A 19,942-nucleotide genomic window follows, 5' to 3' on the forward strand; every position below is an offset into this window, starting at 1 on the left:
GCGTTCTGCAAGGTTTTTGTAGCGGTTTTGTTCGGAATCCCACGTAGTCTCAATGACTTGAAACGACGAGGGCGGGCATTGATCGTTTACCCGTTCCGTAGTGCGCCCAAGTCGGCTTCATCGAGCCATTGCCACGCGCCTTCAGCCAGCGCCGCGGGCAACGCAAGCCCGCCGACCCGCTCGCGATGCAGCGCCTCGACGCGGTTGCCCGCCGCCGCGACCATCCGCTTGACCTGATGGTATTTGCCTTCCAGCACGGTGAGTTCCAGCGCGTGTTCGCCGCGCGCATGAGCGGCGACGGCCGCGATCGGCTTCGCTTCGCCGTGCAGCAGCACGCCTTCGCGCAACGCGGCGAGTTGCGCGTCGTCGAGTGGATGACGGGTCGTCGCGAGGTAGACCTTCGGGACCTTGCGCTTCGGCGACGTGTACGCGTGGACGAACTGGCCGTCGTCGGAGAGCAGCAGCAGGCCCGTCGTGTCCTGATCGAGCCGGCCGACGCACTGGACGCCGCGTGTCGCGAACTGCGCGGGCAACAGATTGAACACGCTCAGATGATGCTGCGGGTCACGCGAGCATTCATAGCCCGCAGGCTTGTTGAGCAGGATGTAAGCGCGTTCGCGATAAGGCCACACCGTGCCGTCGACTTCGAACGCCAGCGCATTCGTATCGACGTTGGCGTCGGGATCGGCGAGCGTCGCGCCGCCGACCGACACGCGGCCATCCGCGATCAACGCGCGACACTGTCGGCGCGAACCGAAACCTTGGGAAAAGAGAACGCTTTCGAGATTCATTGGAGCGGGTAGAAGGGCACACACGACTAGCGATGCATCAAACGTCGACGGCGTCCTTCGTTGCGAAGGACGCCGCCATAGCCTGCATTTTACCCGCCGCCTTGTGTTGCCCCGCCAGCGTCAGCGCAAGACCAAACTTAGTGCGCGCCCGAGCGCCGCTCGACGAACCGCGCAACGTAATCGTCGGCGGGCTTCGTGAGGATTTCGTTCGGCGTGCCTTCCTGCACCAGCGTGCCGTCGCGCAGAATCGCGATGCGGTTGCCGATGCGCAGCGCTTCGTCCAGATCGTGCGTGATGAACACGATGGTCTTGTTGAGCGTCGCTTGCAGTTGCAGAAGCTGGTCCTGCATTTCCGTGCGGATCAGCGGATCGAGCGCGGAGAACGCCTCGTCCATCAACAGCACGTCTGTATCGGCGGCGAGCGCGCGTGCGAGACCCACGCGCTGACGCATCCCGCCCGACAGTTCATCCGGATAATGATCGCCGTACCCGTCGAGTCCCACCTTGCCGAGCCACATGCGCGCCTTCTCATTCGCCTCGGCCTTGCTCTCGCCACGCGTGCGCAGCGCATACGCGGTGTTGTCGAGCACGGTCTGATGCGGCAGCAGGCCAAAGTTCTGGAACACCATGCTCACCTTGTAGCGGCGCAGCTCGCGCAAACCGTGCGGATCGAGCTTGATGACGTCCGAACCGTCGATCACGATCTCGCCCGCCGTCGGCTCGATCAGCCGGTTGAAGTGGCGCACGAGCGTCGACTTGCCCGAGCCCGACAGCCCCATGATCACGTAGATCTCGCCCGAGCCGATGTGCAGGCTCACGTTGTTCAGCCCGACGTTGCAGCCCGTTTGCGCGAGCACTTCCGGCTTGGTCTTGCCGCTTTTCAGCAGGTCGAGCACGCGCTTGTGTCCCGCTTCCGGGCCAAAAAGCTTGTAGACGTTCTTCACTTCGATCGATGACATGTCCGTGCCCTCCGTCAATCCGCCGTGCGGGTTTCGAGGCCGCTTTGCGTTGCGTTTTCGTTGCCCGCTGCCGCTGCTTCGTCTTCACGCGGCGCCCCTGCATTCCGATACGGCACGCGCGACGCCGCCTTCGCCCTGCGGCGCTGCGCGACGAGCCTGCGCGTGCGGCGGTCCTGCCCGTAACCCTGGCTGATCCGGTCGATGACGATCGCGAGAATCACGATCGCGATGCCCGCCTGCATGCCCTTGCCGATATCGAGCGTCTGGATGCCCGCGAGCACGTCTTCGCCGAGTCCGCGCGAGCCGATCATCGACGCGATCACGACCATCGACAGCGCCATCATCGTGGTCTGGTTGATACCCGCCATGATGCTCGGCCGCGCGAGCGGCAGCTGCACGTTGACGAGCAACTGCCAGCGCGTCGTACCGAACGCGCGCGCCGCTTCGACGACATCCGCATCCACATGGCGGATGCCGAGATCGGTCAGTCGGATCAGCGGCGGCAGCGCGTAAATGATCGTCGCGAGAATCGCGGGCACCTTGCCGAGGCCGAACAGCATCAGCACGGGGATCAGATACACGAAGCTCGGCAGCGTCTGCATGATGTCGAGCACGGGCAGCAGCACGCGCCGCATCCACGGGCTGCGCGACGCCCAGATGCCGAGCGGCACGCCGAGCACGACGGACAGCACGGTCGCAACCAGCATCAGCGCAAGCGTCTGCATCAGCTTGTCCCACAGACCGAAGCAGCCGATCACATACAGCAGCAGCACGAAGAAGGCCGCGATGCCGATGCGCCGCGTCGCGTTCAGCGTCAGCAGCCCGACGGCGATCAGGATCGCCAATGCGGGCGTCGCGCGCAGTGCGCCTTCGAGCGGCACCAGCACGTAGCGCAACAGCGCCGTGCTGAAGTCGTGGAAACTGTCGCCGTACGCGGCGACGAACGATTGCACATGGTCGTTCACCCAGTCGGCGATCGACAGATGCAGAAAGATCGAATTCATGTTGAAACCCTCCGGTGCGTCATCACGCGTGGCTGCCGCTATCAGCTAGCCAGCGCGGCCTGAACCTTTTGTGCAACGTCGGTCGGCACCCACGCCTTCCACATGTCAGGGTGATCGCGCAGGAACTGCTTCGCCATCGTCTGGCCGTCGATCTTCTTGCTCGTCATCTCGAGGATGGTCTTGTTGAGGAAGTCCATCGGGAAGCTGACCTTCGAGTAGGTGTCCATCAGTTGCGGCTCGGCCTGATAGAACGGTGTCGACACGCCGACCTTCAGATGCGATACGAGATACGAAGACGCGCATTGCGACGTGCTGTTGTCCGCACGCAGCGTGTCCCAGCACTTCTGGTTGAACGCGGGCATTTTCAGCTGGACGAACTTGTACTTCGCCATCAGCGCTGCGGGTTCCCAGTAGTAGAAGAGGATCGGCTTGCCGCGCTGATACGCCGATTCGATCGCGGCATCCAGCGCCGCGCCTGTGCCGGGGCGGAAGTCGGTGTACGAATCGTCGAGATTCAGCGTTTTCAGCAGACGCCGGTTCACGCGCTCGCAGTCCCAGCCCGACGGGCAGTTCAGGAAGCGACCCTTGCCCGGCTCTTCGTCGTCTTCGAACACGCCTTTGTACTTCGGCAGGTCGCTCACCGAAACGAGGTTCGGCGCGACGGGCTTGATGTTGCGCTTCGCATCGCCCTTCACGACGTACTCGGGCACGAACCAGCCTTCATTGGTGCCGCCCGGCAGCGTGTCGCCGAGCAGCTTCACGTGGCCGTCGGCAACCGCTTTCGCGGTGATTTCCGAGCGGCCTGTCCACTGTTCGGACCACACCTGCAGATCGTCGCGCGCCAGCGCCGTTTCCGTCGCGGCCGTGTTGCCGGGGATCGTGTCCGTCTTGCAGCCGTAGCCTTTCTCGGTGATGAAGCGCAGCACTTCCGACGTGAACGAGCCGCTTTCCCACGTGACGCCCGCAAAACGCACGGGCTTGCCCGCCGAGCACCAGGTGCCGGCGTGAGCGGCGGCGGGCCATAACGCGCCGGCGGCGAGCGCGACCGTGGCGGCGCGCATCAGGGATCTGATCTGCATGGTGTGTCTCCGATTGTGATTGGATGTGTGGCGCTGTCGTCGAGCGCCTTTCAGGCCGAAGTGTCAGCCGTACGTGCTACTGGAACTGAGCGTCGCGGCGAGGATGTCTTCGTCGATGGAAAGACCGAGGCCCGGCGCGTCCGGCAGCATGATCCAGCCTTCGCTGTCGATATCGATCGGGTTCTTCAGCATGAAGTCGCGGCGCTCGATCGACCATTCGGGCGGGTCGTACGGGAATTCGATGAACGGCGCGCTCGCAGCGCCCGCCGTCAGATGCAGGTTCGCGGCGAGGCCGATGCCGTTGCCCCACGTGTGCGGCGTGAAGACCTTGCCGTGCGACTCGACGGCTTGCGCGAGCTTGCGTAGCCCTTCCATGCCCAGCGAGCACGCGACATCCGGCTGGAACACGTCGAGGCAATCGTGCGCGAGCATCTGATCGAACTCGTAGCGCTCGCGTGTCATCTCGCCACCGGCGATGCGCAATGCCGGCGACACCGCCTTGCGCAGCCGCGCCATGCCGTCGTAGTCACCGCGATGCAGAGGCTCTTCCATCCAGTAAACGCGGTGTTTTTCCAGTTCGCGGGCGACGGCGAGCGCTTCGTCGAAGGTCCACGGCGCGGCCGTGTCCCACGGCATGCGCCAGCCCTGATTGCAATCGACCATCAGTTCGAGCCGGTCGCCGACGGCTTCGCGCACGGCGGCGAGCACAGCGAAATCGTCTTTCAGCTGCGGACGTCCGAAGCGGATCTTGAGCGCCGGAAAACCGCGTTCGACGACATGCAGCGCCATGCGCGCCATCTCCTCGGGACGGCGATGCACGCCGCTCGACGCGTACGCGCGAATCCGGTTGCTACGCCCGCCCGCCATCCGCCAGCACGCTTCGTCGCGGATTTTCCCGGCGAGGTCCCACAGCGCGATATCGAGCGGCCACGGACGGCCCGCGTGAAAGCCGATGTTGTCGAGCACGGCGCTGTGGCGCGCGAGGTCGAGCGGATCGGTGCCGATGAACAGATGCTGATAGTCGGCGAAGCCGTACATCACGTCGCCGGAGCCGATGCCGACGTGACCGGCATCGTCGTGAACACGCACGATCGTCGCGGGAAATTTGCGGCGCGGCTGGCTATCCCACGAGGCGGGGAAGGGCGGGTCGAGCACCAGTTGATGGTGCGTTACTTCGATGCGGGTGATGCGGGTCGTTTGCGCGGTCCGGCTTGCGGCCTCGCTTGTTGCGCGATCCATCAGGCGTCTCCTCCTGAATTGACGCAGTGCGGCATTCAATGTGATGCGCAATGCGTTTCGAATGGGATAAGAATGACGCCATGCTATGAAGGTGACGCAGGCAACTCAATCGCTTCAATAAAAGTAAATGACTGCATCCAATTCTGGGATATGCGTTGCGTATCATCCGAATGACACAACTCAACAAACTTCCGGAGACCGTCGCATCATGGCGATGAATGCCTGGCTGCCAAGAATCGAGGCGGGCAGCGAACCGAAATATCAGGTGATTGCGCGTGCGTTCGCGCAGGCCATCCTCAACGGGCAATTGCCCGCCGGGGAGAAGCTGCCGCCGCACCGTTCGCTTGCAAGCGAGCTGAAAGTGACGACGGGCACGATCAGCCGTGCTTATGCCGAACTGGAGCGCCAGGGCCTCGCGAATGCGCGCGTCGGCGACGGCACGTATGTCGCGCAGGCGCGCTCGCGCGAGCTGCCGCCTGCTTCCAACGGCTACGCGACGCTGCGTCCCGGCGCGGCCAGCGCGCCGCCGCTGATCGATCTCGGTCAGAACGTGCCGCAATCGACGGAAGAAGCCGCCGCGCTGTCCACCACGCTCGCCGAGATCGCCACCGACCAGCGTCTCGCAGCCGAACTGCTGCAATACGCGCCCGAAGCCGGCTCGATGCGCCATCGGCTCGCGGGCGCCGCGTGGCTCGGCCGCGCGGGCAGTCCGGCGAGCGCCGCGCGCGTGCTCGTCACGCAGGGCGCGCAGCATGCTCTCGCGTCGGTACTGCGCGCCGTCACGCGACCGGGCGACACGGTGCTGGCCGAGGTGGTCAGCTATCCGGGCATCATCGCCCTCGCGCGGCAGTTGCGGCTGCATCTGGTCGGTGTCGAAATCGATCAGGAAGGGCTCGTGCCCGCCGCGCTGGAACTCGCGTGCAAGTCGCTGCATCCGCGCGCGATTTTCTGTGTGCCGACCATTCACAATCCGACCACGGCGACGATGTCGGAGCAACGGCGCGACGCTGTCGCGGAAATCCTGCAGCGGCACAGCGTGCTGCTGATCGAGGACATCGTTCCCGCGATGCTGATGGAAACGCCACCCGAGCCGCTCGCCGTGCGCATGCCGGAGCAGGCATTCCTGATCGCGGGGCTGTCGAAGTCGGTGGCGCCCGGCTTGCGGGTCGGCTATCTGCAGGCGCCGAGCGCGTGGTGCTCGAAGATCGCCGCCGTGATCCGCAGCGACTGCTGGATGACGGCGCCGCTGATGGCCGAGATCGTGTCGCGCTGGATCGAAAGCGGCGAGATGGACCGGCTCAATGCGTTGCAGCGCTTGCGCATCGACGCCGAGCACGCGATCGCGAACGAAGCGCTCGAAGGCGTCGCGTACCGGCACGCGACGACCAGTTCGCACCTTTGGCTGCCGCTGCCCGAGCCGTGGCGCGCGGCGGAATTCGCGGCCGCGCTGCGCCAGGAAGGCGTGCTCGTGAAAACGGCCGACAGTTTCGTGATTGGCCGCAATGCCGCGCCGCACGCGATCCGCGTGTGCATGAGCGGCGCGGTATCGCTCGATGCGCTCGCGCGCGGCCTCGCGCTGATCCGCACGACGCTCGATCACGGGTTGGAAAGCGGTATGGCGTCGTCGTATGCGCCTTAAGGCGCCGTGTGTTGTCTGACGGAATCACAGAGCAAGAAGCGGAGCGTAACGATCGGCTGAAACCGTGACGATGGGTTTTTCGTCATCGCGTCACGGAGGCTGCCGATGCGCTTTCCCCTGCCGTTTTCCTCGTCCCGCGCGAGCTTGCCCGCGCCGTTCCAGCAGCTCGCGTGGTCGAACCTGATCGCTCAATCCGCCGAGCAGATCAGTCTTGCCGCCGCGCCCCTCGTCGCCGTATTCACGCTCGGTGCGACCGCGCGCGACACCGGGCTGCTGCAAACCGCGCAGACCTTGCCCTTCCTGCTGCTGTCGATACCGCTTGGCGTCTACGCCGACCGCCGCTCGCGCCGCGCGTTGATGGCGGTGTCGGAGGGCGTGCGCGCGCTGGCGATGGCGAGCGTGCTGCTGCTCGTGCTGGCGCATGCGTTGACGCTGCCGTTGCTCGCCGTGCTGGGCTTTCTCGGCGCGACGGGTACGGTGGCGTACAGCGTCGCCTCACCGGCGCTCGTGCCTTCACTCGTTTCGCGCGACGTGCTTCCCGTCGCGAATGGACGCATCGAACTGGCGCGCAGCGTCGCCTATTCGGCGGGGCCGGCGCTGGGCGGGCTGCTGGTCGGCTGGATCGGCGCGGGCTGGGCTTACGGCTGCGCGGCGGCGCTGTCGACGCTCGCGGCCGCGCTGCTGGCCGGCCTGCGCGAGCCGCCGCGCGCGACGACGGCTACGCGCCATTTCATGGTCGAACTGCGCGACGGCGCGCGCTTCGTGTTCAACGACGCCTTGCTGCGTCCGATGCTCGCGACAGCCGTGTTCTTCAACATCGGGTTTTTCACGCTGCAGGCGGTGTACGTGCCGTATGCCGTGCATCGGCTGGGTTTGAGCGCGTCGGCCATTGGCGCGACGTTGGGCGCGTTCGGCATCGGCATGGTGTGCGGCGCGCTCGCCGCGCCTTCCGTCGCGCGGCGGATGACGTTCGGCCGCATGTTGCTTGTCGGACCGTTTTGCGGACTGGCCGCTTCGCTGGTGATGGTCGCGACGCTCGCCGTGCCGTCGTTCTGGCTCGCGGCGGCGAGCTTCTTTCTGATGGGCGCGGGGCCGATCCTGTGGACGGTCGGCTCGACCACGCTGCGTCAGGCGATCACGCCCGCCAGCATGATGGGCCGCGTGTCGGCGCTCAACAGCACGGCGACCTATGGCGCGCGGCCCGTGGGCGCGCTGCTCGGCGCGACGATCAGCGCGCGCTTCGGCATGGATGCCTGTCTCGTCGCGGCCGCGCTCGGCTTTGCGGTGCAGGCGTGGATCATCGTAATTTCACCGGCGGCGCGGCTCGCGCGGATTCCGGACGGCGGCGCGGCGCTGTCGCCGTGAAGCCGCCCGCGATCCACGGCCGTCATTCCTTACCGAACTCCTTCGCCGCCCGGTCGATTGCATCCGCCGTCGCACCCGCATGCGCGACGGGCACCAGATGGCTCGACGGCGTCTCGACGATCGTCGCGCCGATCCGATGCGCCATCCAACGCTGGATTTCCGGCGGCACGGCGCGATCGCGCGACGTCACGATGTAAAACGACGGCTTGTAGCGCCACGCGGCTTGCGTCGCGTGTTCCTCGAAGGCTTTGGCCGCGATCGGCTGCTGCGCGGCGACCAGCACGCGCGTCAGGGTTTCGGGCACGTCGGCGGCGAAATCGCTGTGGTATCGCGCTGGATCGAGCCACAGAAAGCCGGTGCTGTCCTTGATCATCGCTGAGCCGATGGGCGCCTGCGGGCCGCGCTTGAGGATATCGACGGCCGACTCGCCGACGTCCGGCGCGATGGCCGCGACGTAGACGAGGCCCACCACCTTCGACGCGTCCGGTCCAGAGCCGGCCTCCGTAATCACGACGCCGCCCCACGAATGCCCGACCAGCACGGTCGGACCGGATAGTTGAGCGAGCACCCGTCTGGTCGCGGCGAGGTCGTCGGCCAGCGACGTCAGCGGAATCTGCACCGACGCCACCCGATAGCCTTTCTTCTGCAGCCGCGCAATCACGCCGTTCCAGCTCGAACCGTCGACGAACGCGCCATGCACGAGCACGATGTTCTGCACCGGGCCGCTGGGCGGCGCAGCAACGGCGGCGGGGCGGGGCGCAGGAGCCGGTGCCGCTGCGGGTGGCGGCGGTGCGGGCTCGGCGGCGGCAGGCGCGGGCGGAGCGGGTGGTACATCCGGCGCAGGTGCGGCGGTCGGCGCCGCCGCTGGCGCGGGTTGTCCCGTCTGCGCGAACACGCCGGTTGTGGCGACGCAAGCGCCAAGGAGAACGGCATAGAGCAGACGTTTCGGCGACATGGCGACTCCATCGGCTGGACGGGATTCTGCGAACATACCGAACGCAGGCCAGGGTGACAACCGCTATCACACGGAGTTTTCGGACACGTTGCGCAACGGTTTGGCGGTTGCGTGGAAATCTGTCGCGGCGGCGTCGATGCGGGCGCAGCGCGCTGCGACGCGGAACGCGCCGGGCGTGCCCAATAGGTGGGCACTACGTCGAAGGGTACAATTTACGGTTTTTCCGGACGGGTTTGGTCCGGGTAGTACGTATTCAATGCAGTGGAGTGAGACATCTTGAACAACGGACAGCAGCACGACGGCCTGAAGCGTGGCCTGAAAAACCGGCATATCCAGCTGATCGCGCTGGGTGGCGCAATCGGCACGGGCCTTTTTCTCGGCTCGGCGGGCGTATTGAAGTCGGCGGGACCGTCGATGATTCTCGGCTACGCGATTGGCGGCTTCATCGCGTTTCTGATCATGCGGCAGCTCGGCGAAATGGTGGCACAGGAACCCGTCGCGGGCTCGTTCAGCCACTTCGCGTACAAGTACTGGGGCGATTTCCCCGGCTTCCTGTCGGGCTGGAACTACTGGGTGCTGTATGTGCTCGTCAGCATGGCCGAACTGACGGCCGTCGGCACCTATGTGCATTTCTGGTGGCCGCAGGTGCCGGCGTGGGTGTCGGCGCTCGTGTGCTTCGTCATCATCAACGCGATCAACCTCACGAACGTGAAGGCGTACGGCGAGACCGAGTTCTGGTTCGCGATCATCAAGGTCGTGGCCGTGATCGGCATGATCGTGTTCGGCGGCTATCTGCTGCTGAGCGGCCATGGCGGTCCGCAGGCGTCGATCTCGAACCTGTGGAGCAAGGGCGGTTTCTTCCCGTATGGCTTCCACGGCCTGTTCATGATGCTCGCCGTGATCATGTTCTCGTTCGGCGGGCTGGAACTGATCGGCATCACGGCCGCCGAAGCCGACAATCCGCAGAAGAGCATTCCGAAGGCCGTGAACCAGGTGATCTACCGGATTCTGATTTTCTACATCTGCTCGCTGGTCGTGCTGCTGTCGCTGTATCCGTGGAATCAGGTGGCGGAAGGCGGCAGCCCGTTCGTGATGATCTTTTCGCAGATCGGCGCGGGTTTGACCGCGAATGTGCTTAATGTGGTCGTGTTGACGGCGGCATTGTCGGTGTACAACAGCGGCGTCTATGCGAATAGCCGCATGTTGTACGGCCTCGCCGAGCAGGGCAATGCGCCGCGCGCGTTGCTCAAGGTTGATCGACGCGGCGTGCCGTACATGGCGATCGGCCTGTCGGCCGTCGCGACGTTCGCTTGCGTGATCATCAATTACCTGATTCCCGCGAAGGCGCTCGACGTGCTGATGGCGCTGGTGGTCGCCGCGCTGGTGCTGAACTGGTCGCTGATCAGCCTCACGCATCTGAAGTCGCGTCGCGCGATGCTCGCGCAGGGCGAGACGCTCGTTTTCAGGTCGCTGTGGTTCCCGGTCGGCAACTGGATCTGTCTTGCGTTCATGGCGATGATTCTCGTCATTCTCGCGATGACGCCAGGACTGAACGTGTCGGTGCTGCTGGTGCCCGTGTGGCTTTTCTTGATGTGGGTCGGCTATGTCGTGAAGCGCAGGCGCGCGGCTGCGCATCAGTTGGCTGGTGCGGCGGGCGGGCGCTGAAGCGCGCCGCATTCTGACGCTGTCGATGAAACAGAAGCCGGATTGGCCGTAAGGCGATCCGGCTTTTTTGCGCGCATGGCGCGCGGCCAGAAAAAACAAAACCCGCGGCATCTAACGATGAACGCGGGTTCGTGTGAAGCTGAATTCTGGTGCCCAGGGCCGGACTCGAACCGGCACGCCTTGCGGCGGGGGATTTTGAGTCCCCTGCGTCTACCTGTTTCACCACCTGGGCTTGTGTTGCGGCCTTTGCAGGCTGTCTCGCACGGCTTTGACGCCAGGCGAAGACGCAGATTATGGCGGAAAACCTGTCGGCGGGCAAGTTGGCCCGTCGTTGCGATTAGACCGTCCGCGAAAAGCGCTGCATTGTCTGCTGGCCGAGATAGCGGTCGAACACCATCGCGATGTTGCGCACGAGCATCTGCCCGGCGAGTTCTACATCAAGCCGCCGTGCGCCGATCTTCACCAGCCCGTCGTCCTCGAAGGCGCGCAGCCGCTCCAGTTCCGGCGCGAACGTGTCATGAAAGCGGATGCCGTACGCAGCTTCGAACTCGTCGAAGCGTAGTTCGAGATTGCACATCAGTTGCGTGATGATGTCGCGGCGCAGCCGGTCGTCCGCGGAGAGGCGCACGCCGCGTTTGACCGCCAGTTCGCCTTTGTCGATTGCCGCCGCGTAGCCCGTCAGGTCTTTCGCGTTTTGCGCGTAGACATCGCCGACCTTGCCGATCGACGACGCCCCGAAGCCGATCAAATCGCATTCGGCGCGCGTGCTGTAGCCCTGGAAATTCCGATGCAGCGTGCGCTTCGCCTGAGCGCGCGCGAGTTCGTCGGTAGGCAGCGCGAAGTGGTCCATGCCGATGTAGACATAGCCCGCGCCCGTCAGACGCTCGACCACGAGCCGCAGCAGCGCGAGCCGCTCGGCAGGCGAGGGCAGCGTGGATGCATCCATCTGCCGCTGCATCTTGAAGAGCTGCGGCATGTGCGCGTAGCCGAACACGGAGAGCCGGTCGGGTGCGAGTTCGAGCATCGTATCGAGCGTTCTGCTGAAGCTCCTGACCGTCTGATACGGCAGCCCGTAGATCAGATCGACGCCGATCGAATGAAAGCCGGTTGCGCGCGCGGCGCAGATCACGCTGGCCGTCATCTCGAGCGGCTGGATGCGGTTGATCGCGCGCTGCACGACGGGATCGAAATCCTGCACGCCCAGGCTCAGCCGGTTGAAGCCGAGATTGCGCAAATGCACGATGGTCTTCGGCGATGCTTCGCGCGGATCGACTTCGATCGAGAACTCGCCTTCGGCATCGCTGCGCAGCAGGAAGTGCTCGTGCGTCGTGGCCATCAGCTCCGTCATTTCGTCGTGCGACAGAAATGTCGGTGTGCCGCCGCCCCAATGCAGTTGCGACACGGGCCGCGCGGTATCGAACAGCGACGCCTGCAACGCGATCTCGCGCTTGAGCCGCGCGAGATACGGTGCCGAGCGCGCGCGGTTCTTCGTCACGACCTTGTTGCAGCCGCAGTAGAAGCAGACGGTGTCGCAAAACGGAATGTGGAAGTACAGCGACAGGTCGGTTTCCGTCGCGCCTTTGTCGGCGGCGGCGCGGCGATAGTCGTCGAGCGGGAAGTCGTCGCGGAACTGAAGGGCGGTCGGATAGGACGTGTAGCGTGGGCCGTTCGCGCTGTATTTGGCGAGCAGGTCGGGGCGGAACAGCGAATCCGCCGAGGGGAAGAATGGGCCGGAAGGAGCGGTGTTCATCGGATGGTCTCCAGACGCCCGCCGGATGATGCGCAAGCCGCTTCGGATGCGGCTCGCAGTGACGCTCGGGTGAACCGGGCAGGCGCCGCGCGTGCGTGGGTTGAGCTCGAACGAGTGTACGGGAGCACATGCGCGAGAGATCGGGTAAAAAGGTCGCACTCGGCAGATGGCACAATGCTGGTTTGATCGGCGTCAAGTTTTCGAACGATTTTTCCGCCGTTTTAGCGTGTTCGTGTTTCAGGAAGTGCGTAGTGTCCGTCCATTTGTCTCAACCGCCGTCCGCGACCGCGGATCACGCGTGCCGCCCCGATTGCGGCGCGTGTTGCATCGCGCCGTCGATCACCAGCCCGATTCCGGGTATGCCGAACGGCAAGCCCGCAGGCGTGCGCTGCGTGCAGCTCGGCGACGATCTGCGCTGCGCGATTTTCGGCAAGCCGGAACGTCCGGCCTGTTGCTCGGGTCTACAGCCGCAGGCGGAAATGTGCGGCAGCTCGCGCGATGAGGCGCTCGTCTGGCTCGCGCGTCTGGAGGCCGACACTCGGCCGTGACCGTGGCGCAGGCTTGTGTTCAGCGCATCCGCCGGAAAACAGTCACTCGAATCCGCGCGCCGATAAAGTCCGGAAATCAACAGGCACCGACGCGGCGCGCGCCGTTTCACAGCGGCCATCGTGCATGGCCGACAGGAGAATCCGCATGACCCAATCCGCTGCGCCCGCACGGCGCCGCTTCCTGATTTCCGCGCTGTCCTTCTGCGCGGCCGCGAGCGTCACGGCGCCGCTCGCCGCGTGCGCAACGTCGACGTTTCCGTTTATTCCGGATCACTACACGTTTTCGCAAAAGCAGGTTCAGGACGCCGTCCAACGCAAGTTTCCGTATCAGCGCACGGTGTCGCAGGTGCTCGATGTCGCGTTGAGCAATCCTGTCGTCGGCTTGCTGCCCGATACGAACCGCGTGTCGGTGCGGGTCGATGCGCGGCTCGCCAGTCCGTTCCTTCAGCAGCCCGTACACGGCGTGCTCACGCTGTCGAGCCAGCTCGAATACGATCCGCAGAGCCGTTCCGTCGTGCTGCGCTCGCCCAATGTCGACAACGTCAGCGTCGACGGCAACGCGCAAGCCTACGCGCAGCAGATCAACGCGGCCGCCGCGCTGATGGCCACCCAACTGCTGGCCAACTATCCCGTCTACACATTCAAGCCCGAGCAGCTGCAATTTGCCGGAGTGAACTACGAACCCGGTACAATCACGGTCCTTACAAACGGCATACGCGTGCAGATCGTCGAAAAGTGACGCATGCGCGGCCGGACGGCCGCGCCATCCTGTCTGACGCGGCCGCGCATCGCCTACCAACTCCAAGCTAAAAGGCCACGGATGGACTGGATACTCACGTTGAAGGCGCTGATTCTCGGCGTCGTGGAAGGCTTGACCGAATTTTTGCCGGTGTCGAGCACGGGTCACCTGATCGTCGCGGGCAGCGTGCTCAACTTCGATGTGCCGCAGGAAAAGACTTTCGATGTCGTGATCCAGCTCGGCGCGATTCTCGCCGTGTGCTGGGAGTTCCGGCAGCGCATCGTCGATGTCGTGTCGGGGCTCGGGACACGGCCTGCGGCGCGCCGTTTCACGCTCAACGTGATCATCGCGACGATTCCGGCGATCGTGCTGGGGCTGCTGTTCGAAAAAGCGATCAAGGCAGTGCTGTTTTCGCCCGTGCCCGTCGCGCTTGCGCTGGTGGTGGGCGGCGTGCTGATTCTCTGGGTCGAGGCGCGGCAGCGCAACCGGCCCGACGTCCAGGCGCGCGTGCATTCGGTGGACGACATGAGTCCGCTCGACGCGCTCAAGGTCGGCCTCGCGCAATGCTTTGCGCTGATTCCGGGCATGTCGCGCTCGGGTTCGACGATTATCGGCGGCATGCTGTTCGGGCTCGACCGGCGCGTCGCGACCGAGTTCTCGTTCTTCCTCGCGATCCCGATCATTTTCGGCGCGACCGTCTACGAACTCCACAAGGGATGGCACGAACTGTCGACGGATGCGCTCGGGCTTTTCTCGATCGGCTTTCTGGCGGCGTTCGTCAGCGCCTTTGCGTGCGTGCGCTGGCTGCTGCGCTACATCGCGGCGCACGATTTCAGCGCGTTTGCCTGGTATCGGATCGGCTTCGGTCTGTTGATCCTGCTGATCGGCTATAGCGGCGGGTTGAGCTGGGCGGATTGACGTTCCGCGTGCTTCTCGGAGTGTCTGGCAGATGTGAAAACGGCCTGCGGTTTGCTAACCGCAGGCCGTTTCCGTTTCTGAAGCCGATGTTGCGCTTCAGCTATTCGGGCGACGTTTGTAAATCAGATCCCACACGCCATGCCCGAGGCGCAGGCCGCGCTTCTCGAACTTCGTCACAGGACGATAGTCGGGGCGCGGCGCGTAACCATCGGCGGTGTTCTCCAAAGCGGGCTCTGCGCCGAGCACTTCGAGCATCTGCTCCGCATAGTTCTGCCAGTCGGTCGCGCAATGGATATACGCGTCCGGCTTCATGCGCGACACCAGCAGCGCGACGAACTTCGGTTGGATCAGGCGGCGCTTGTGATGACGCGCCTTATGCCACGGATCGGGAAAGAAGATATGCACGCCGTCCAGACTAGCAGGCGCGATCATGTTTTCGAGCACCTCGACGGCGTCGTGCTGGATGATGCGGATGTTCGACAGGTTCTGGTCGCCCATCAGCTTCAGCAGCGCGCCGACCCCCGGCTCATGCACTTCGACGCCGAGAAAGTCGTCGTCGGTGCGGTGCGACGCGATCTCGGCAGTGGTCGCGCCCATACCGAAACCGATCTCCAGAATGCGCGGCGCGCGGCGGCCGAAGACTGTCTCCCAGTCCGGCTGCTCTGGCGTGTAGGGCACGACGAAGCGAGGGCCGAGTTCGTCCATCGCGCGGCGCTGTCCCGTCGACACGCGGCCGGCACGCGTCACGAAGCTGCGGATACGGCGCAGGTGCAGCGCGTTGTCGGGCGCAGCGGCGTCGGCGGTTTCGGTCGGTTCGGGCAGTTTGTCGCCGGGAAGCTCAGAAGGGTCGCGCGGCAAACCGGCTTCGTTCGGATCGTGAATCATCTTGATGAAAGCAAGGGTGGCGGCGGGAAACGGCTGTGCGTGAGGGCGCGTCATTCGAGCGTCGTACGGCATTCGCGACAGGACGCACGCTATAAAAAAGCCGCCTTCAGGGAGGCGGCTCTCACGCTGGCTTCTCCGCCTGATCTCTCTGCCAGTGCATGCTGCGGCAGAGAAGCGGCTGAAATTGGAGCGGGCGATGGGAATCGAACCCACGGCTCTAGCTTGGGAAGCTAGGGTATTACCATTATACGACGCCCGCAGAGCGCGCTATTTTACGCGGTTTCGGCGGCTTTGGGCAAATCGCCGGATGCGCAGCGCACCCGGCGCGCACCAACCCGTTCAGATGCCGAACAGCGTTAGCGACACGGCGGCGCGCGTCACGACCATCAGCAGCACCTGCACGATCACGAACAGCAGGATCGGCGACAGATCGATGCCGCCCAGGCGCGGCATGACCTTGCGCAGCGGATCGAGAAACGGCGCCGTCAGCTGATACAGGATCGGCATGGCGGGCGAACGCGGGTTGAGCCACGACAGCAGCGCCATCAGGATGGTCAGCCAGATCAGCAGGTTCAGCGCCCATTTGATCACGGTCAGCAGCGCGACGATCAGCAGCGACGGCATCAGCCCGAGCGGATCGACGCCGACGATCGCCACCATCAGCACGACATACACGAGCGACGTGAGCAGCGTGGCGACGATGCTCGCCCAGTCGATCCCGCGCGTGCTGGGAATGATCTTGCGCAGCGGCAGCACGAGCCAGTTGGTCGCCTGCATCACCGCGCTCGACACCGGGTTGTACGGCTGCATGCGGATGAACTGGAGCCAGGCGCGCAGCAGCAGCGCCGCGCCGAACAGCGTGAAGATGGTATTGAGCAGAAAACGGGCGATATCGCCGAACATCGTGGGTCCTTTCCTTCAGAAAACGTCCCGTCGAGCGGGACGCATGGCGCCGGCGGGCCGGCGGACGGCTGAAAACATCGAGCGCGCGACGTGCATTGCGCGTCTCACCAGAATGGTTGTGCGCGCCCGTCGCGGCGCTAGACCGCTACCTTGACTTCGCTAATCAGGATCTTGCCGTTGCCGCCGTCCGTGTAATTCGGAATGTCGGCGAGCAATGTGTCGCTGGCGGGTTTGAAGACTTCATAAAACGCGTCGGCGGTATCGAACAGGAAATGCCCGGCCGCGACGAACGGCGGCGGCGAGCCCGGCGGCCCGGCGTTGATGCCGATGTCGACCGACCAGCCCTTGAGCGCCGCGCCGAACAGCTTCGCGGCGAGCGGCATGTGCGTGCCGCAGTAATAGTCGACGTCGAAACGTCCGCCTTCTCGATACGGATAGAGGATGCTGACCTTGATCATTGTGCGTTCTCGTCGATTGGTCGCGATGCGCAGGAAGGCGTCGTGCGCCTGCTGCGTACCGTTGCCCGCGTGGTGGTCCAGCGTTGCCGGCGGGCCGTCCGTGCCGCCGCGCCCCGTAAGGGACGGCAGTCATGAAGGCCCGCTCACGCCGGACGTCACATTATCACGGCTTACTCGGCGCTTGCACCTTTCGCCGCGCCTTTGAGCGTGCGGCTCAGCGAGCGCTCGACTGCCGCGCCGATGGCGTCGACGGCGACGGGCGGCGTCGCGCGCTGGCGCGCGAGCGCGACCGCCCGCCGCGACATCAATCCGAACAGCGCGCCATGGTCGTCGCCCATTGCCTCCATCAGCGACAGTTGCTTTTCCACCACGCCCAGGTCGCCACGCGAAACCGGTCCCGCGAGCGCGTTGGCGAGGCCCCGGTCGCGTGCGGTTTCGAGCGTGCCTGCCATCATCGGGAGTAGCGCGCGCAGCGCGTCGTGTTCGTCGAAGCCGAGCTTGCGCCACAGAGTCACATTCTCAGCCAGACTGCATAAGGCAAAACTGGCCGCATAGTGGGCCGCCGCGTGATACAGAAGCCGGCCGCCGGCGGGAATCGACAGCGGATGGCAGCGCAATGCGGCGGCGAGTGCCATCAGCGCGTCCTTGAGCGCGCCGTCCGCCTCGATCGTCACCGAGCACCCGGCGATGCGATCGACATCTGTCAAATCGCCGCTGAACAGGTAAAGTGGATGAAAACCGCCGATCGACGCGCCCTGGTCCCGAGCCGGGGCAAGCAGTTCGACGGGCGACGCACCGCTGCAATGCACGACGGCCCAGGCTTCCTTGCCGGGCGCCGCGCGGGCGGGAAACGCGAGTGTGTTCGCTGTCGAACCGATGCTGTCATCGGGGACGGTTAAAAAGAGTATGTCCGCCGACTCGACGATCCGCTGAGGGTCGTCATACGCGGCGCAGGATTCGATCTGACTGGCGAGCTGCCGTGCCGATTCGGGCGAGCGGCTCGCAATGGCCTTGACGGGATATCCGGCGCGTGCGAAGCCGAGCGCAAGACAGCGCGCAATCCGGCCCGCGCCGACGAAGCCCAGGCGCGGCAAAGAGGGCTGGGACATGGTTCCTGCTCCCGACGGGACTGAGGACGGAAGCTGGAGTATCGCGCTCCAATAAATCCAGGGCGCGAACTGGCGGTTTCCGCAGGTGGTTTGGGCGCATGCAGACGTGCGTTTCGCGGTCAACTGATGCTTTCTGGGCCGCTCGCGTACGCACGCACGGTTGTGGCAGCACGGGCAAACAGGCGCGAAAACTGCTTCAGGATTTCCGTAGGAGTGGATTGGCAGTCACCTTGGTTTTCAATGTCTCGCAGTCAGAATCGGGAGGTCACGATGAGCATCTTTGCTTACCGAAAGCACTTGCGGTTCCTCACGCATTCCCAACGCCGTCGCTGGTGGGATCAGAAAAAGCGTCTTACGCCACGGGTCAAGATCAGCGGCGCTTATGTGCCGCCTAACGTCACGCGCGAGTTCACCTACGTGAAAGTCGGTTGACGCTCGTTTCATTTCCGATCATGCGAAACGCCCGGCCACGCGCCGGGCGTTTTTCATTGCGGGCGTTCTGCCGCTTCGGCAGGCTCCTGATGCGAGCCCGCAACATCACGTCGGTGAATTTGTAAATAAACATTACCGAAGCGCGCCAGGCGCAACTGGCAGAGGCGGTCAGGATGCCCGATTCGCCTCCAATCGACGGCCAAGCCCTTGATTTTCGCGATGATCTGCATCATCTGATCAATATAGAAAGAGCGCTGACTGACGAACCGCTTTACGGTAATTGCAATTTGCAACAAATGCAGACAACGGCATGCAGGCTTTTTCGATACATTGAATTCAGAGCATGTCCGTCATGCGACCCGGTCGTGGTGGCCGAGCCGCCAGGAGAAATACAAGTGAAGAAGATCGTTCCGTTTATCGCTGCAGCCGCACTCGGGGTGGGGATGGCCACTGCGGCCCAGGCTCATGTGTCTGTTGGTATCGGCATCGGTGTGCCCGTGGCGCCCGCTTATCCCGTGTATGCCGCGCCGCCTCCCGCGTACTACGCGCCGCCGCCTCCGCCCGTGGTGTATGCACCGCCGCCCGTGGTCTATGCGCCGCCCGTCGTGGTCGGCGGGTATTACGGCTATCACCGGCCTTATTACCATCACGGCTATTACGGCCGTCCGTACTATCGCTATTGATGTTCTGGCTACGTAGCGCATCGGCGCTACGCAGGCTTAATGGAAAAACGGCGCAACGCCGGCTGATCGCCGCGTTGCGCCGTTTGCATTTCACGGGCCGATAGCCTCGCGGCCACGACGCTTCGTATCAGCTTGCCGCGTGCGCAGTCTGCACGATTAGATCGTGGTAGCCATTGACGATCACGCTGTACGAGAAATAAGCAAACAACAGTGCGGATAGCACGTGACAGATGCGCAGCAGGCCCGTGCCCGCGCGTTTGCGTCCGTGGCTCGCCAGTCCGCAGATAAAAAGCGTCCAGCACAGTCCGCCGAGAAAAAAGCCGCCGAGAAACACAGGCGCAGTCGTCACCGTCGTCGCGCCGGCCTTGGCGATCAGCGCGCCACCGACGGCTGCGAACCACAGGATCGCGCTCGGCGACGAGACGGCGAGTAGCACGCCGCGCAGGAAGCCGCGCGTCGGATCGAGATGCGGCGTCGACGCGTCGGCTTCGCCTTCGACGGGCGGCGCCGAGGCCGGAACCAGCGCCTCGCGCGCCATCTTCCATGTCAGAAAAAGCAGGATCGCCGCGCCGCCGATCCATACGACCCAGCGCACCGATTCGAATTGCAGCAGCGCCGCCATGCCCGCAAGCGCGAGCGCCGCGTAGATAAGATCGCCGAAACAGGAACCGAGGCCGAGCCAGAAGCCGGGCCTGAAGCCGTGCGACAACGTCAGCGAGATGATCGCGACGTTGACGAGACCGATATCGAGGCACAACGACAACGACAGAAAAAAACCGTCCGACAACATCGACAAGCTATGCATCCGTCCAACCGTGTTG

The 19,942-nt window shown here is 64.5% G+C and carries 21 protein-coding genes and 2 tRNA genes; 8 read left to right on the plus strand and 15 right to left on the minus strand.

All coding sequences use genetic code 11. The features are described 5' to 3' along the window. Positions 1-86 precede the first annotated feature (86 nt). The 5 genes from C2L65_RS03125 to C2L65_RS03145 all read right to left on the minus strand — a co-directional run bounded on the left by C2L65_RS03125 (position 87) and on the right by C2L65_RS03145 (position 5,072). The gene (locus C2L65_RS03125) at positions 87-791 is read right to left on the minus strand and encodes a pseudouridine synthase (protein WP_042310476.1); all 705 of its coding nucleotides are present in this window, start codon (positions 789-791) and stop codon (positions 87-89) included. Positions 792-928: 137 nt separating this feature from the next. Next, the gene (locus tag C2L65_RS03130) at positions 929-1,750 is read right to left on the minus strand and encodes a quaternary amine ABC transporter ATP-binding protein (RefSeq protein ID WP_009769519.1); all 822 of its coding nucleotides are present in this window, start codon (positions 1,748-1,750) and stop codon (positions 929-931) included. Positions 1,751-1,764: 14 nt separating this feature from the next. Further along, complete coding sequence (locus tag C2L65_RS03135) at positions 1,765-2,754, minus strand: ABC transporter permease (RefSeq protein ID WP_042310478.1); 990 nt, start codon at positions 2,752-2,754, stop codon at positions 1,765-1,767. A gap of 41 nt (positions 2,755-2,795) precedes the next feature. After that, complete coding sequence (locus tag C2L65_RS03140; RefSeq protein WP_042310480.1) at positions 2,796-3,833, minus strand: ABC transporter substrate-binding protein; 1,038 nt, start codon at positions 3,831-3,833, stop codon at positions 2,796-2,798. Positions 3,834-3,896: 63 nt separating this feature from the next. Next, the gene (locus C2L65_RS03145) at positions 3,897-5,072 is read right to left on the minus strand and encodes a mandelate racemase/muconate lactonizing enzyme family protein (protein ID WP_042310482.1); all 1,176 of its coding nucleotides are present in this window, start codon (positions 5,070-5,072) and stop codon (positions 3,897-3,899) included. Between the two features lie 208 nt (positions 5,073-5,280). On the opposite strand from C2L65_RS03145, the gene C2L65_RS03150 reads away from it, so the two are divergent. Beyond that, positions 5,281-6,711 carry an aminotransferase-like domain-containing protein gene (locus C2L65_RS03150; protein ID WP_042310483.1) on the plus strand — a complete coding sequence of 477 codons (1,431 nt, stop codon included), beginning with the start codon at positions 5,281-5,283 and terminating at the stop codon, positions 6,709-6,711. A 105-nt stretch (positions 6,712-6,816) separates the two neighbouring features. After that, complete coding sequence (locus C2L65_RS03155; RefSeq protein ID WP_042310484.1) at positions 6,817-8,076, plus strand: MFS transporter; 1,260 nt, start codon at positions 6,817-6,819, stop codon at positions 8,074-8,076. A gap of 22 nt (positions 8,077-8,098) precedes the next feature. On the opposite strand, the gene C2L65_RS03160 is transcribed toward C2L65_RS03155, so the two are convergent. Then, positions 8,099-9,031: an alpha/beta fold hydrolase gene (locus tag C2L65_RS03160; RefSeq protein ID WP_042310486.1), complete on the minus strand. Its 933-nt coding sequence runs from the start codon at positions 9,029-9,031 to the stop codon at positions 8,099-8,101. A 276-nt stretch (positions 9,032-9,307) separates the two neighbouring features. Between C2L65_RS03160 and C2L65_RS03165 the strand changes: the two genes are divergently transcribed. Beyond that, positions 9,308-10,696 (plus strand): amino acid permease, encoded by a 1,389-nt coding sequence (locus C2L65_RS03165; RefSeq protein WP_042310488.1) that lies wholly within the window; start codon positions 9,308-9,310, stop codon positions 10,694-10,696. 147 nt (positions 10,697-10,843) lie between these two features. On the opposite strand, the gene C2L65_RS03170 is transcribed toward C2L65_RS03165, so the two are convergent. Both C2L65_RS03170 and hemN read right to left on the minus strand, forming a co-directional pair. Beyond that, positions 10,844-10,928, minus strand: a tRNA-Leu gene (locus tag C2L65_RS03170). Between the two features lie 105 nt (positions 10,929-11,033). Then, positions 11,034-12,446, minus strand: coding sequence for an oxygen-independent coproporphyrinogen III oxidase (hemN, locus tag C2L65_RS03175; RefSeq protein WP_042310490.1), 1,413 nt, complete (start codon positions 12,444-12,446; stop codon positions 11,034-11,036). A gap of 251 nt (positions 12,447-12,697) precedes the next feature. Here hemN and C2L65_RS03180 point away from each other — a divergent pair, with 251 nt between their 5' ends. From C2L65_RS03180 to C2L65_RS03190, 3 genes are all read left to right on the plus strand, one after another. Next, positions 12,698-12,994, plus strand: a complete 297-nt coding sequence (locus C2L65_RS03180) for a YkgJ family cysteine cluster protein (protein ID WP_042310491.1) — start codon at positions 12,698-12,700, stop codon at positions 12,992-12,994. Between the two features lie 145 nt (positions 12,995-13,139). Then, entirely contained in the window at positions 13,140-13,733 is a 594-nt protein-coding gene (locus C2L65_RS03185; RefSeq protein ID WP_042310493.1) for a DUF1439 domain-containing protein, read from the plus strand. An 81-nt stretch (positions 13,734-13,814) separates the two neighbouring features. Further along, positions 13,815-14,651: an undecaprenyl-diphosphate phosphatase gene (locus tag C2L65_RS03190; protein WP_042310495.1), complete on the plus strand. Its 837-nt coding sequence runs from the start codon at positions 13,815-13,817 to the stop codon at positions 14,649-14,651. A gap of 96 nt (positions 14,652-14,747) precedes the next feature. Here C2L65_RS03190 and trmB read toward each other — a convergent pair whose 3' ends face one another. The 5 genes from trmB to C2L65_RS03215 all read right to left on the minus strand — a co-directional run bounded on the left by trmB (position 14,748) and on the right by C2L65_RS03215 (position 18,006). Continuing rightward, positions 14,748-15,536 (minus strand): tRNA (guanosine(46)-N7)-methyltransferase TrmB, encoded by a 789-nt coding sequence (trmB, locus tag C2L65_RS03195; RefSeq protein WP_042310497.1) that lies wholly within the window; start codon positions 15,534-15,536, stop codon positions 14,748-14,750. A 185-nt stretch (positions 15,537-15,721) separates the two neighbouring features. Further along, positions 15,722-15,795 (minus strand) — tRNA-Gly (locus C2L65_RS03200). Positions 15,796-15,875: 80 nt separating this feature from the next. Beyond that, positions 15,876-16,439 (minus strand): YggT family protein, encoded by a 564-nt coding sequence (locus C2L65_RS03205; RefSeq protein ID WP_042310499.1) that lies wholly within the window; start codon positions 16,437-16,439, stop codon positions 15,876-15,878. A 137-nt stretch (positions 16,440-16,576) separates the two neighbouring features. Further along, the gene (locus C2L65_RS03210; protein WP_035987536.1) at positions 16,577-16,897 is read right to left on the minus strand and encodes an EthD family reductase; all 321 of its coding nucleotides are present in this window, start codon (positions 16,895-16,897) and stop codon (positions 16,577-16,579) included. Positions 16,898-17,067: 170 nt separating this feature from the next. Further along, positions 17,068-18,006 carry a Rossmann-like and DUF2520 domain-containing protein gene (locus C2L65_RS03215; RefSeq protein WP_042310501.1) on the minus strand — a complete coding sequence of 313 codons (939 nt, stop codon included), beginning with the start codon at positions 18,004-18,006 and terminating at the stop codon, positions 17,068-17,070. A gap of 270 nt (positions 18,007-18,276) precedes the next feature. Between C2L65_RS03215 and C2L65_RS46075 the strand changes: the two genes are divergently transcribed. Further along, entirely contained in the window at positions 18,277-18,438 is a 162-nt protein-coding gene (locus tag C2L65_RS46075) for a hypothetical protein (protein WP_007735200.1), read from the plus strand. 53 nt (positions 18,439-18,491) lie between these two features. On the opposite strand, the gene C2L65_RS03220 is transcribed toward C2L65_RS46075, so the two are convergent. After that, positions 18,492-18,671: a hypothetical protein gene (locus tag C2L65_RS03220; RefSeq protein ID WP_156132337.1), complete on the minus strand. Its 180-nt coding sequence runs from the start codon at positions 18,669-18,671 to the stop codon at positions 18,492-18,494. A gap of 162 nt (positions 18,672-18,833) precedes the next feature. On the opposite strand from C2L65_RS03220, the gene C2L65_RS03225 reads away from it, so the two are divergent. Then, positions 18,834-19,121, plus strand: a complete 288-nt coding sequence (locus tag C2L65_RS03225) for a hypothetical protein (RefSeq protein ID WP_042310554.1) — start codon at positions 18,834-18,836, stop codon at positions 19,119-19,121. Between the two features lie 127 nt (positions 19,122-19,248). Here the strand turns inward: C2L65_RS03225 and C2L65_RS03230 are convergent, their stop codons facing one another. Beyond that, positions 19,249-19,926: a LysE family translocator gene (locus C2L65_RS03230; protein ID WP_007589507.1), complete on the minus strand. Its 678-nt coding sequence runs from the start codon at positions 19,924-19,926 to the stop codon at positions 19,249-19,251. Positions 19,927-19,942: the final 16 nt, after the last annotated feature.

This window comes from Paraburkholderia terrae, assembly GCF_002902925.1.
Lineage (GTDB): Bacteria > Pseudomonadota > Gammaproteobacteria > Burkholderiales > Burkholderiaceae > Paraburkholderia > Paraburkholderia terrae.

Coding starts and splice junctions, on each gene's coding strand:
- C2L65_RS03125 (WP_042310476.1), bottom strand. CDS start 791: ATGAATCTCGAAAGCGTTCTCTTTTCCCAAGGTTTCGGTTCGCGCCGA.
- C2L65_RS03130 (WP_009769519.1), bottom strand. CDS start 1,750: ATGTCATCGATCGAAGTGAAGAACGTCTACAAGCTTTTTGGCCCGGAA.
- C2L65_RS03135 (WP_042310478.1), bottom strand. CDS start 2,754: ATGAATTCGATCTTTCTGCATCTGTCGATCGCCGACTGGGTGAACGAC.
- C2L65_RS03140 (WP_042310480.1), bottom strand. CDS start 3,833: ATGCAGATCAGATCCCTGATGCGCGCCGCCACGGTCGCGCTCGCCGCC.
- C2L65_RS03145 (WP_042310482.1), bottom strand. CDS start 5,072: ATGGATCGCGCAACAAGCGAGGCCGCAAGCCGGACCGCGCAAACGACC.
- C2L65_RS03150 (WP_042310483.1), top strand. CDS start 5,281: ATGGCGATGAATGCCTGGCTGCCAAGAATCGAGGCGGGCAGCGAACCG.
- C2L65_RS03155 (WP_042310484.1), top strand. CDS start 6,817: ATGCGCTTTCCCCTGCCGTTTTCCTCGTCCCGCGCGAGCTTGCCCGCG.
- C2L65_RS03160 (WP_042310486.1), bottom strand. CDS start 9,031: ATGTCGCCGAAACGTCTGCTCTATGCCGTTCTCCTTGGCGCTTGCGTC.
- hemN (WP_042310490.1), bottom strand. CDS start 12,446: ATGAACACCGCTCCTTCCGGCCCATTCTTCCCCTCGGCGGATTCGCTG.
- C2L65_RS03185 (WP_042310493.1), top strand. CDS start 13,140: ATGACCCAATCCGCTGCGCCCGCACGGCGCCGCTTCCTGATTTCCGCG.
- C2L65_RS03190 (WP_042310495.1), top strand. CDS start 13,815: ATGGACTGGATACTCACGTTGAAGGCGCTGATTCTCGGCGTCGTGGAA.
- trmB (WP_042310497.1), bottom strand. CDS start 15,536: ATGATTCACGATCCGAACGAAGCCGGTTTGCCGCGCGACCCTTCTGAG.
- C2L65_RS03205 (WP_042310499.1), bottom strand. CDS start 16,439: ATGTTCGGCGATATCGCCCGTTTTCTGCTCAATACCATCTTCACGCTG.
- C2L65_RS03210 (WP_035987536.1), bottom strand. CDS start 16,897: ATGATCAAGGTCAGCATCCTCTATCCGTATCGAGAAGGCGGACGTTTC.
- C2L65_RS03215 (WP_042310501.1), bottom strand. CDS start 18,006: ATGTCCCAGCCCTCTTTGCCGCGCCTGGGCTTCGTCGGCGCGGGCCGG.
- C2L65_RS46075 (WP_007735200.1), top strand. CDS start 18,277: ATGAGCATCTTTGCTTACCGAAAGCACTTGCGGTTCCTCACGCATTCC.
- C2L65_RS03220 (WP_156132337.1), bottom strand. CDS start 18,671: ATGATGCAGATCATCGCGAAAATCAAGGGCTTGGCCGTCGATTGGAGG.
- C2L65_RS03230 (WP_007589507.1), bottom strand. CDS start 19,926: ATGCATAGCTTGTCGATGTTGTCGGACGGTTTTTTTCTGTCGTTGTCG.